Source organism: Gilvimarinus xylanilyticus (assembly GCF_024195295.1).
In the GTDB taxonomy this organism is placed as follows: Bacteria; Pseudomonadota; Gammaproteobacteria; order Pseudomonadales; family Cellvibrionaceae; genus Gilvimarinus; species Gilvimarinus xylanilyticus.
The window spans coordinates 384,662-396,289 of record NZ_JAMFTH010000001.1 but is presented as its reverse complement, the minus strand read 5'-3'; the positions used below and the strand labels follow the sequence as shown (position 1 = coordinate 396,289).

General features: G+C 55.5%; 9 protein-coding genes. 1 reads left to right on the top strand and 8 read right to left on the bottom strand.

The window, feature by feature from the left end; all coding sequences use genetic code 11:
- Positions 1-192: 192 nt before the first annotated feature.
- The 3 genes from M6D89_RS01730 to M6D89_RS01720 all read right to left on the bottom strand — a co-directional run bounded on the left by M6D89_RS01730 (position 193) and on the right by M6D89_RS01720 (position 4,372).
- Positions 193-762, bottom strand: a complete 570-nt coding sequence (locus tag M6D89_RS01730) for a phage tail protein (protein WP_253966306.1) — start codon at positions 760-762, stop codon at positions 193-195.
- Positions 763-1,199: 437 nt separating this feature from the next.
- A complete protein-coding gene (locus M6D89_RS01725) occupies positions 1,200-3,674 on the bottom strand; it encodes an ABC transporter permease (protein ID WP_253966305.1) in 2,475 nt (824 codons plus the stop codon).
- An 8-nt stretch (positions 3,675-3,682) separates the two neighbouring features.
- Entirely contained in the window at positions 3,683-4,372 is a 690-nt protein-coding gene (locus M6D89_RS01720; RefSeq protein ID WP_253966304.1) for an ABC transporter ATP-binding protein, read from the bottom strand.
- A 43-nt stretch (positions 4,373-4,415) separates the two neighbouring features.
- Between M6D89_RS01720 and M6D89_RS01715 the strand changes: the two genes are divergently transcribed.
- Positions 4,416-5,039 (top strand): arylesterase, encoded by a 624-nt coding sequence (locus M6D89_RS01715; RefSeq protein WP_253966303.1) that lies wholly within the window; start codon positions 4,416-4,418, stop codon positions 5,037-5,039.
- A gap of 5 nt (positions 5,040-5,044) precedes the next feature.
- On the opposite strand, the gene recJ is transcribed toward M6D89_RS01715, so the two are convergent.
- The 5 genes from recJ to xerD all read right to left on the bottom strand — a co-directional run bounded on the left by recJ (position 5,045) and on the right by xerD (position 11,510).
- Positions 5,045-6,775, bottom strand: a complete 1,731-nt coding sequence (gene recJ / locus M6D89_RS01710) for a single-stranded-DNA-specific exonuclease RecJ (protein WP_253967682.1) — start codon at positions 6,773-6,775, stop codon at positions 5,045-5,047.
- Positions 6,776-6,894: 119 nt separating this feature from the next.
- Positions 6,895-8,292, bottom strand: coding sequence for a threonine synthase (thrC, locus tag M6D89_RS01705; RefSeq protein WP_253966302.1), 1,398 nt, complete (start codon positions 8,290-8,292; stop codon positions 6,895-6,897).
- Between the two features lie 56 nt (positions 8,293-8,348).
- A complete protein-coding gene (locus M6D89_RS01700) occupies positions 8,349-9,656 on the bottom strand; it encodes a homoserine dehydrogenase (protein WP_253966301.1) in 1,308 nt (435 codons plus the stop codon).
- Between the two features lie 124 nt (positions 9,657-9,780).
- Complete coding sequence (locus tag M6D89_RS01695) at positions 9,781-10,545, bottom strand: thioredoxin fold domain-containing protein (RefSeq protein WP_253966300.1); 765 nt, start codon at positions 10,543-10,545, stop codon at positions 9,781-9,783.
- 59 nt (positions 10,546-10,604) lie between these two features.
- Positions 10,605-11,510 carry a site-specific tyrosine recombinase XerD gene (gene xerD / locus M6D89_RS01690; protein WP_253966299.1) on the bottom strand — a complete coding sequence of 302 codons (906 nt, stop codon included), beginning with the start codon at positions 11,508-11,510 and terminating at the stop codon, positions 10,605-10,607.
- Between the last annotated feature and the right edge of the window lie 118 nt (positions 11,511-11,628).

Sequence of the window (11,628 nt, the reverse complement as noted above, 5' to 3'; positions counted from 1 at the left end):
CCGTCCTCCATCGCCAATTCAAAATCCGCCGCATAAACCGGTAACGCGAAAGCCATAGCGCTTACACAAAGCAGCAGCCACACCCTTATGAGTGACCGGACTGAAAGCAATGGTTTTTGGAATTTATGCAACGGCATGACAAGATCCTTTTTGTAACTTGTATTCGAATACTCAACTAACGGATAAACGGGACTAACTTCTGCTGGGGAATATACCTTCCAGACAGATAATAAAATTCATGCCCAAGCCGGGGCCGCGAGTTTGTACAGCCTCGCCGCCGCCCAAGGTGCCCAAGTTGATATCAACATCGAAGGGTGCCAAGGTGGTATTAGGCTCGCCCGCGGCATAGACACCCGTTTCCGAGTTGCCGGGCACACTAAGGCTGGACAAATAAGTCGACGCCGAGGGGGCGTTTTCTACAGACCTGGAGTTTGTGACCGCTGGAATCGCGACCGAAGCCTTTGTTGAGAATGTGTGTGGCGGTAAGTTTTGCTGGGTAAGATGAGCTTGTTCGGCTCCGAGCTTTTGTCCTTCACGCACCGACTGAAGGCCAGGTCCGTCGCCAAAACCTACTGGAGCGCGACCTCGTAAATCGGGCAAAGCGAATGTGGTCCGGCCGTCACCGCCGTAGGTTGTACCGATCAGAGAAAATAACGCTGTGTTTTGCGATATAGCCATTAGCTGCCCGTGACAAAAGGCCCAGCCCCGGATCGCAAAGTTACCCCCAAACATTCTTATTTCACCGATATACGCTTCTGCCATGATAATCTCCTGAAACCCTTACGTTATTGATTGCACTATTCGTTGGCAGTTGTCGCTCCGTGCGACAAATAAACACCGCCCTATAAACTGACAGGCTTGGACAAGCATCACCTGCACCATAAAGCTTGGCATAGGCGCGACAATAAGGACATTACATCGGATTACAGACCATAGGCGGCCCAAAGGAGCGGTTCAAAATGAGCGGGATTAATAGAATCGGGGAAATATAAAGGAGCAAGCGGATTTAAAGATAGGAAGGAAAAGTTTGCCGCAGGATGCGCCGACGCCGCCGAAGGCGAGCGCGAGCCCTGTAAAATCAAGGGATTTCGCGCATTCCGCCGATTTTACAGGGCGACAATTAAGAGGCTCAGGACGAGCATCTTAATTGCCGGGTTGATAAAAAGGCGAACGGCTTTAGGCGGCGAGATTTATTTGCTTTACGCCGCCTCGCGCAGCACCACCGCCGGTGGGGTGTTAACCGCATGGCGGCAACTGAACGCGCCAATGGCGGCGACAAATACCGCGGTAACCACAGGCGTGAGCAGCCAGTAGATATAGTGCGGTTGCACCGGCACTTCAAACACCGCCACTTGCAAGCCGATGAGTAGTGCTTCGGCGGCGACAGCGGCGATAATGCCGGCGGCAAAGCCTAAAATGGCAAACTCGGTCCAGACGCCGCCGGTAATCAGGCTGCGGCTCGCGCCCAGGGCGCGTAACAGGCCCGCCTCTTGTTTGCGCTCGTTAATACTGCCATTGACCGAGGCCACCAACACCAGGCAGCCCCCCAGCAGTACCATAAGCAACACCAGCCCCACTCCGTCGCTTACCTGCGACACAATCGTGCGGATTTGATTGATAATCCTATCCAACTCGATCACCACAATGGTGGGGTAGTTGGTCAGCAGCGTGTTAATAAAGGTTTTCTGCTCGGGCGGCAGGTACACGCTGGTCATGTACATCGGTGAGTAATCATCCAGCGCGCCCGGCTGGAAAATAAAATAAAAATTGGGCTGCAGCGATTCCCACTCCAAAGTGCGAAAGCTGGCCACTTCGGCTTTGGCCTCTAGCCCGCCGATGGAGAATGTGAGTTCATCCCCCAGGCTGATATCCAAGCGCTCGGCCACCTCGGCTTCCACCGAGACGCCGGGCAAGCCCGACTCACTACCGGACCACTCGTCCCACCACTGCCCGGCGACCACTTCATTGTCGTCGGCCAGCTGATCGGACCAGGTGAGTGAAGCCTCGCGATTCAGGGTATCTTCGGGCTTGGGCCGCTCGTTGATAAAGGTTAGGCGCCCGCGCACCATGGGGTACAGCTGCTCGACGCTCAGTTGGTTTTTATCCAACAGTGTTTGAAAAGGCTCAACCTCGGAGGGGGCAATGTTCAACAGAAAGTGATTGGGTGCATCCTCGGGCACTTTCACCTGCCACTCTTCAATGAGTGATGTGCGCACAATCGTCAGTGTTAGCAGCAACATGACCGCCGTGGCAAACACCACCACCTGCAAGACGCTGGCGGAGCGGCGGCGTTGAATACTGGCCACCGCCAGGCGCCAGCGGCTACCGGCCTGGGCACCGGCTTTTTTACCCAGCGATAACAACCCATAGGCAAGCAGCCCTGCCAATACCGCCACCACGGCCAGGGCAAGCAAGACGGTGGCGCCCAACATTAAATCGCGACCGAAGACCACCACCAGCAAAATTAACACCCCGCAGGCCATGGCAATTTGCCAGAGCACCGCGCCGGTATTGACTTCCAGATCTTGTCGCAAGACTTTTATGGGCGCGACATTGGGTAAGAACCACAAACCGGGCAAAGCAAAACCCACCAAGGCTACCGGCCCGCTGATCACACTGAGCAAATAGGTTTGCCATTGGGCCGGGGCCATTTCAATTTGGTATAGCCGATAAACCGCCAGCGCAATTAACTCTTGAATCGCGTAACCCAGTGCCAGCCCCACCAGGGCGGCCAAGAGCGACAAACAACTTAGCTGGGCCAGATACAGCAGACGAATGCGCCGCGCCCCTACCCCCAGGCTTTTAAGCAGTGCCACCGGGTTAATATGCCGGGCGGCAAACTGGCGCGCGGCCAAAGCGATAGCAACACCCGCTAAAAGAACGCCCATTACCGCCGCCAAAACCAAAAAGCGGCGCCCGGTTTTAAGCGTACCCTGCAAGCGGCGCTGGGCGTTTTCAATGCCCACCACCTCTTCGTGCTCGGTCAGGCGCGGCTCCAGCCACTCCACAAAGGCTTGTAAATCATCCGGGTCCGAGGCCAGCAGCCACTGGTACTCGACCCGGCTGCCCGGCTGAATAACGCGGGTTTTGTCTAAATCCGCCATATTCATCATGATGCGCGCACCCATCACGCTAAAGGGCCCGCTGCCGTCGGGTTCACTGACAATCACCTTGGATGCGGTAAAGCTGTGTTCGCCAATCTGCAGGCTATCCCCTAACTCAATATGTAAGAGTGGCAGCAAGCGCGAGTCCACCCAGACTTCTCCCGCCGGTGGTATGCCCGAGGCGCGGGTGACCGAAGGCCCAGAGGTGGCAAAAGGCTGTTCGCTTAAATCGATATAGCCGCGCAGGGGATACCGCTGCCCCACCGCTTTGATAGAGGCCAGATGCATTTCATCGCCCGCAAACACCATTGAGGCAAAGTGAGCTACCCGGCTGGTGTCTATGCCCTGCTCCTCGGCCTCGCTCTGCCAGGCCGCTTGGTGGGGTTGATTACTGGTGATTAATTTATCGGCGCCCAGCAGGGAGTTACTTTGCTCCAATAAAGTAGATTCCAGCCGGTCGGTAAACAACGCAATGGTGCTTACCACGGTAACCGCCAGGGTCAAAGCAATGGCCAATAACTTGACCTCGCCGCTGCGCCAATTGCGCCAAAGTAATCGCAGTGCCAGCATAAATCCCCCTATTGCACCGCCGCCGACGCGCTGATTAACAGCTCGCCCGCCGCCAGTTGCAACTGCCGGGCGCAGCGATTGGCCAGACGATCTTCATGGGTAATTAACACCAAAGTGGTATCCGCCTCGGCGTTAAGACCAAACAGCAAATCGCTGATGGTTTTACCCGTAGCGCTGTCCAGGTTACCGGTGGGTTCATCGGCAAACAGTATTTCGGGGGCACAGGCAAAAGCGCGGGCAATGGCGACCCGCTGTTGCTCGCCGCCAGACAATTGCGGCGGATAATGCTCCAGCCGCTCAGCCAGTCCCACCCGGGCCAGATAGTCCTGCGCCTGCTGGCGCGCGCCCGCCTTGCCGCTTAGCTCTAGCGGCAGCATCACATTTTCCAGCGCGGTTAACCCTGGCAGCAATTGAAACGACTGAAACACAAAGCCCACCCGTTCGGCGCGCACCCGGGCGCGGCCCTCTTCATCCAGCGCACTTAAGTCTTCGTCGGCCAGCAGCACCTGGCCACTGGTGGGAACATCCAGACCCGCTAATAGTCCTAATAACGTAGATTTACCCGAGCCCGAGGCGCCGGTGATGGCGAGGCTCTCACCCTTATCAACGCTGAGATTAATATCTTTAAGAATGGTAAGATCACCGGCGGCGGTGGTAACCGTTTTGCTAAGATCGCGGGCCTGAAGGATGGTCGCCATAGGGTCTCCGGGTTGTTTAAATTATCGTCGTTAGGATTCTACAATGATTAACCGTTTTAGACGTTCAATTTTAGTAAACGGATGCATTGCCCTGCTTTGGGGGCTTTCAACCCTCGCCAGCGCCAATACCGTTTTAGTGATGGGCGATAGCTTGAGCGCGGGTTATGGAATCGATTTAGAAGACGGCTGGGTGCAACAATTACGCACCAAGCTCGAAGAGACTCACCCCCAATATCAAGTGATCAACGCCAGCGTCAGTGGGGAAACCACCACCGGAGGTCGGGCTCGACTCAATAAATTACTGCAAACCCACAGCCCCAGTATTGTGGTTATTGAGCTGGGCGGTAACGATGGTTTGCGCGGACAACCACTGAACATCGTGCGCGAGAATTTAAGCGATATGATTAAGCAGAGTCAGCAGGCTGAGGCCCGCGTGTTATTGGTGGGCATGCAAATTCCACCGAACTATGGCGCGCGCTACACCCAGGCCTTTAGCGAGCTGTTTGCAGAACTGGCCAAGGAACACGAGACCGCGCTCGTACCCTTTTTACTGGACGGAGTAGCGCTGGACAAAAACCTGATGCAAAACGACAGTATTCACCCCACCGCCGAAGCCCAGCCGAGAATTTTAGACAATATATGGCCGGTGCTTGAGCCTATTCTATGACCGCTTTAAAGCGGTTCCAGATAGTCCACCATTAGCTGCAAAGATTCGCGCCCACGGAATTCATTTACATCCAATTTAAACGCGGCGCGGATTTTTTCCGCGTGCTCGTTGGGCCACAGCTTTACATCCACATTAAAGGCAATGGCATCCACCAAGTTTTGTTTTTGTTCGTCTCGCGCCAGTACCAGCTTTAAATGTTTCTCGCCCACAATACGCTGCTGCACCAAGTAAAACTCACCGTCGAACAGCGGCTCGGGAAAGTGCTGTCCCCAGGGGCCGGCTTCGCGCAACTGACGCGCTAGCGACAAATCAAACTCTTCGTCTTGCAGCTCGCCGTCACTTTGCACCACCGCCTGTAAATCATCGGGCTGCAGCTGGCGTTTTACCTGGGCATCAAACGCCTCGGAAAAAGCCTGATAATCTTCCGTGCGAATACTCATTCCCGCCGCCATGGCATGGCCGCCGAATTTTTGCAACAGTTCGGGGTGACGTGCGGCCACCGCATCCAGCGCATCGCGGATGTGCAGGCCAGGAATAGAACGCGCCGAGCCTTTTATTTGCCCCTCGTCACTGTCGGCAAATACAATCACGGGGCGGTGCAAGCGATCTTTAATCCGCGAGGCAAGAATACCGATCACCCCTTGGTGCCAGGTGGCATCGTAAAGGCACAGCCCCCAGGGCAAATCGCTGGATTCATCCACGCTGAGCTTGTCCAGCATGGCCAGCGCCTCGCGCTGCATACCGCTTTCAATCGCCTTGCGGTCGCGATTAAAGTTATCCAACTCGGCAGCTAAGGCCAGGGCTTCATCTTCGTGGGTGGATAACAGACAGCGAATACCGATGCTCATATCATCCAGGCGACCAGCGGCGTTCAAACGCGGCCCTAAAGCAAAACCCAGGTCACTGGCTACTAAACGCTCACGCGAGCGACCCGATACCTGCAGCAACGCCAAGATACCCGGACGGGCGACACCGGCGCGGATACGGCGAATGCCCTGCTCGACCAAAATGCGATTATTATCATCTAGCGGCACCACATCGGCCACTGTGCCCAGGGCGACCAAATCCAGAAACTGCGCCATATTGGGCTCGGACAAACCCGCTTCGGCAAACCAACCCATCTGGGCCAGTTCGTTTTTTAGCGCGTTCATCACATAGAAAATAACGCCTACACCTGCGAGGCTTTTGCTCGCAAACTCACAGCCGGGCTGATTGGGGTTAACCATAGCATCGGCAGCGGGAAGTTCGCTGCCCGGCAAGTGGTGGTCGGTGACCACCACGGCAATACCCAGCGCTTGCGCGGCTGCCACACCGTCAATGCTGGAAATGCCATTGTCGACGGTGACAATCACATCCGGATGGCTCTCGGCGGCCACCGCGACAATTTCGGGGGTTAAACCATAGCCGTACTCAAAGCGGTTGGGCACTAAAAAGTCCACCTGCTTGGCGCCCATGGCCTGCAACGCCAGCACCGCCAATGCCGAACTGGTAGCGCCGTCGGCATCGAAATCGCCCACAATCAAAATACGGGCATCGGCCACCACCGCATCGGCTAACAGAGTCGCCGCTTCGTCCAGACCTTTTAGGTTGGGTTTAAGCAAACGCTGTAAATTGAGTTGTAATTGTTCAGCCTGCTCAATGCCCCGAGCGGCGTAGAGCTTTTCCAACAGCGGCGGCATGCCGGTATTGGTTAATGAGTGTGCGGGTGAGGGGCGGCGTTTGATGGTTTTTTGCATGGGGATGGGCTCGTCGGACGACAGAGGTCTGATGTCGGACGCATAAGACACGCTTAACCGTGCCTTATGCAAAGAAACGCGAGCGTCTGACGTCCGACCTCAGACGTCAGACACTAAAATCAACACGCCAAATGCCCGCGCATAAATTCGTGCACGGTTTCAGCGTCGTTGGGCAGCACTTCGTAACGCTCTTCGCGGTCGAACAAATCGGCCATATGATGGGGCAGCTTGGGGTCTTCCTCTTGCCCGGCTTTTTGTACCGCTTCGGGGAACTTTGCCGGGTGCGCGGTGGCCAGGCAAACCATGGGTATGCTGTGATCTTTGCGCGTGGCGCGGGCGGCATCAACGCCAATGGCGGTGTGGGGGTCCAGCAAGTATTCGGTGTTCTCGAAGACATCGCGAATCACCTCCAGCATGCGGTCATCATCCACCTTATGGCTGGCAAACAATTCGCGGGCACGGCTTAAGGCCGAGTCGCTTAAATGCATGGCGCCAGATTTAAAATCTTCCATTAACTGCGCAATGGCGGCGCCATCGCGGTCGTATAAGTCGAACAACATGCGCTCGAAGTTACTGGACACCATAATATCCATGCTGGGCGACAGGGTGTGATGCAGCTCTTGCTTGCTGTGATCGTTACTGCTGATGGCGCGGTGCAAAATATCATTGCTGTTGGTGGCGATCACCAGCTGATCGATGGGCAGGCCCATACGCTTGGCCAGATAACCGGCAAAGATATCGCCGAAGTTACCGGTAGGCACCGAGAAAGACACCGGACGATGCGGACCACCGAGCGCCAGCGAGGCGTAAAAGTAGTAGACGATTTGCGCCATAATGCGCGCCCAGTTAATGGAGTTGACCGCCACCAGTTGGCGCCCCTCAGGTAGAAATGACTGATCGGCAAAGCTCGCCTTTACCATGTTCTGGCAATCGTCAAAGTTACCGTCCAAGGCAATATTGTGGACGTTATCTTCCAGCACGGTGGTCATCTGACGGCGCTGCACATTGGACACGCGATTGTGCGGGTGGAGAATAAAAATGTCGATATTCTCGCAGCGGCGGCAACCCTCAATCGCGGCCGAACCGGTATCGCCCGAGGTCGCGCCCATCACCACAACCTTCTGATCGCGCTTTTGCAAAATATAATCGAGCAAATGCCCCAAAAACTGCAACGCAAAATCTTTAAACGCCAGGGTGGGGCCCTGGAACAGCTCTAAAATCCACTCGTTATGGCCGGTTTGCACTAAGGGCGCAATACCCTGGTGACGAAAGCTCTGGTAGGCTTTGTCGATCAAGCCGCGTAAATCCTCGTCGGGAATTTCACCGTCGACAAAGGGCGCCATCACTTTAAATGCCAGCTCTTGATAAGACAGACCCGCCCAGCTCGCTATCTCTTCGCGAGAAAACTCGGGCAGTTTTTCGGGTACATACAGGCCGCCATCAGAGGCGAGACCGGTCAGTACGACTTCTTCAAACGACAGTGACGGCGCCTGGCCGCGGGTGCTGATGTATTTCACGTCGGTAACCTGAATTCAGTTCACGTAAGGGCCCGCAGGCCCGTGTTAAAAGTTTATTACTTCAAGGGCTCTAAGCGGATACGGGTAATAGGCCCGGTAATAGAGCTGAGCGCTTCAATTTTGCTGATCGCGGTGGCCAGGTCTTTCTCCACGGCGCGGTTGGTCAGCAGAATAAGCGGTACGATTTCTTCGTCGTCATCGGCTTCTTTTTGAATCAAGGCCTCAATACTGATACCCGAATCGCTCAAAATAGTCGCCACCTGAGACAGTACCCCGGGTTTATCCAGCGCGGCCATACGCAGGTAATAAGCGGTATCCACCTCATCAATAGGCAGAATGTTGCTGTCACTCAGGCTGCTTTGCTGAAAGCCCAAATAGGGAACCCGGTGCTCAGGGTCGGCGGTCAGGGTGCGGGCGACATCGACGATATCGGCAATCACCGACGAGGCGGTGGGCTCGGCGCCGGCACCGGCCCCGTAGTACATGGTGGGGCCCACGGCGTCGCCTTTCACCATAATGGCGTTCATTACGCCATCCACATTGGCTAGCTGGCGTTTTTCGGGAATCAAGGTGGGGTGCACCCGCAACTCAATGCCGTCTTTCACGCGGCGGGCGATGCCCAGGTGTTTGATGCGATAGCCCAGCTCGTCGGCGTAAGCGACATCCACCGGCTCAATCTTGCTGATGCCTTCGGTAAAGACCTTTTCAAACTGCAGGGGGATACCAAAGCTCATAGAGGCCAGAATCACCAGCTTATGGGCGGCGTCTATACCTTCAACGTCAAAAGTGGGGTCCGCTTCGGCATAGCCCAGCTCTTGCGCCTCGGCTAAAACTTCGTCGAACTGGCGGCCTTTATCGCGCATTTCGGTCAAAATAAAGTTGCCAGTACCGTTAATAATACCCGCCAACCACTCGATACGGTTGGCCGACAGACCTTCGCGAATCGATTTAATAATGGGAATACCACCGGCCACAGCGGCCTCAAAGGCCACGGTTACGCCCTTGGCATCCGCAGCGGCGAATATTTCGTTGCCGTGTTCGGCAATTAACGCTTTGTTGGCGGTAACAATATGCTTGCCGTTATTAATCGCCTCTAAGATCAGCTCGCGAGCGACACTGATGCCGCCGATCAACTCTACCACCACATCGACATTGGGGTTTTTCGCCACTTCAAAAATATCGCGGGTTACGTTCAGTGAGGTCATGTCCACTTGCGGATTATCGCGACGGGCGGCGACCTGTTCGACAATAATGTCGCTACCGGCGCGGGCGTTAATGACGCGCTGGTTGCGCGCAAGTACATTGACGGTGCCACTGCCTACGGTGCCCAGACCGCAGATACCTATTCTGACCGGCTTCAACATGAATTCCTCTATTTGGGGGGTGGTAAAATAAAAGCAGCAACCTTACTCAGAGCCAAGGTTGCTGTCAATTAGACGTTTAAAGTCGCGCCGCCCGCCCAGCTAAGGGCGGGCCGGGAGCAATCGCTTACTCTTGCTCGATATTCTGCAACAGACGATCCGGAGGCAAGTAGCCGACAAACAGGCGGCCGTCCGGCAAAAGAATGCTGGGGGTACCAGTCACGCCCAACTCTCCGCCTTTTAAAAATTGCTGGGCGATAGGCGCATCGCAGCTGGCGGGTTCAACGTCTTCCAGGTTTTTCAGCTTGTCCAGCGCGGCATTGGGGTCATCGGCGCACCAAGCGCTTTCCAGTTTGGCCGCCGAGGGGCTGTTCTCACCGGCGCGGGGGTAAGCCAGATAGCGAATTTCAATGCCTTCGTCGTTATAGTCGTCCATTTGACTGTGCAGACGGCGACAGTAGCCGCAATCCACGTCGGTAAACACATAGGCGACATGCTTGGTTTCGTCGTCGGGGGCAAAGTCAATGGTATCGCCTGGCTTCAGGCTGCTCACAAACTCCTTACGGGCGTTAAGCAGATAGGGGTCTTGCACCGGTTCCAACCCTGCTGCGGTGAAGGTGTAGGCATCGCCCATAATCGCGTACTTGCCATCAGCTGAGACCATTAAACTAGGGCCGCCAATAACCTGGACATTGTAAAGCCCTTCAATCACCGAGGGGCGTACAGGTCCAAGTTGCGCGCCACCGGTAATCATATCCAGCTGGGCTTTAATCACCTGCTCGGGGGGTTGCGAGGCGTCATTTGCGGGTGCCTCGGCCGAGTCCTGAGCCACAGAGGCACAAGCGGCGAAAGCCAGGGCCGCGATGCTAGTACGAACAGCGTTTACTATCATAATCACTTCTCTATTTTTACAGGCAAATACCAGTGGTTTTGCAGTTTAACATAGATTTTTTAAGCCCTAGGGTGATGCACTTCATGCAGGCTTTTCATTCTTGCCCGAGCCACATGGGTATAAATTTGCGTGGTGGACAAATCACTGTGGCCTAACAGCAGCTGCACCACCCGTAAATCGGCGCCGTGATTGAGCAAATGCGTGGCAAAGGCATGGCGCAAGGTGTGCGGCGATAACGGCTTCTCGATTCCCGCCGCCTTGGCCCAGTATTTAATTCGATACCAAAACGTCTGGCGAGTCATCTGCTGACTGCGCGTACTTAAGAACACCACTTCGGAGGTTTTGGCTCCCAGCAGCGCCCCGCGCCCCTCTTTAAGATACCGCGCCAACCAGTAGGCGGCCTCCTCCCCTAAGGGCACCAACCGCTCTTTACTGCCCTTGCCCAGCACCCTGACCACCGATTGGCGCAAATTGAGCATGGGCATACTTAAGCTAATCAATTCGGTCACCCGCAGGCCGCAGGCGTACAACAGCTCCAGCATGGCCTTATCGCGAAGCCCCACGGAGTCGGTGACATCGGGCGCCTTAAGTAACGCTTCGACATCCGCTTCGGTCAAAAGTTTAGGCAGTGACTGGGGCAGCTTGGGGTTGTCGATATTCGCCAGCGGGTTCTCCTGCATGGCACCCTCGCGAATCTGGTACAGGTAGTACCCGCGCAGGCAGGACAACAGGCGCGCGGTCGAGCGACTGGAGTACTGGCGCTCGTGGCGCCAGGCGAGAAAGCCCATAAGGTGTTCGGGGCCGGCAGCGTTTAGCGATACCCCGGGGGTTTGCTCTAACCACTGACTGACCGCTTTCAAATCCCGGGCGTAACTTTCGCGCGTATTGTCAGATAGCCCCTTTTCCAGCCACAGGCTGTCCAGATACTGGCGAATAACAGCCTCGGAATCTTGTCGTTTACTCATAGCACCTACCCCAGTTGGCAGGCATTATGGGGCAGATTGCGGCAGTTACAAAGCTTGAAGACATAAAAAAAGCCGGAGCAGTTACCTGCCCCGGCTTTTTCGTCTCAGTCTTGTCAGA

Excerpts from the sequence above, each read along its gene's own strand:
- M6D89_RS01730 (WP_253966306.1), bottom strand. The coding sequence starts at position 762 with ATGGCAGAAGCGTATATCGGTGAAATAAGAATGTTTGGGGGTAACTTT.
- M6D89_RS01725 (WP_253966305.1), bottom strand. The coding sequence starts at position 3,674 with ATGCTGGCACTGCGATTACTTTGGCGCAATTGGCGCAGCGGCGAGGTC.
- M6D89_RS01720 (WP_253966304.1), bottom strand. The coding sequence starts at position 4,372 with ATGGCGACCATCCTTCAGGCCCGCGATCTTAGCAAAACGGTTACCACC.
- M6D89_RS01715 (WP_253966303.1), top strand. The coding sequence starts at position 4,416 with ATGATTAACCGTTTTAGACGTTCAATTTTAGTAAACGGATGCATTGCC.
- recJ (WP_253967682.1), bottom strand. The coding sequence starts at position 6,775 with ATGCAAAAAACCATCAAACGCCGCCCCTCACCCGCACACTCATTAACC.
- M6D89_RS01700 (WP_253966301.1), bottom strand. The coding sequence starts at position 9,656 with ATGTTGAAGCCGGTCAGAATAGGTATCTGCGGTCTGGGCACCGTAGGC.
- M6D89_RS01695 (WP_253966300.1), bottom strand. The coding sequence starts at position 10,545 with ATGATAGTAAACGCTGTTCGTACTAGCATCGCGGCCCTGGCTTTCGCC.
- xerD (WP_253966299.1), bottom strand. The coding sequence starts at position 11,510 with ATGAGTAAACGACAAGATTCCGAGGCTGTTATTCGCCAGTATCTGGAC.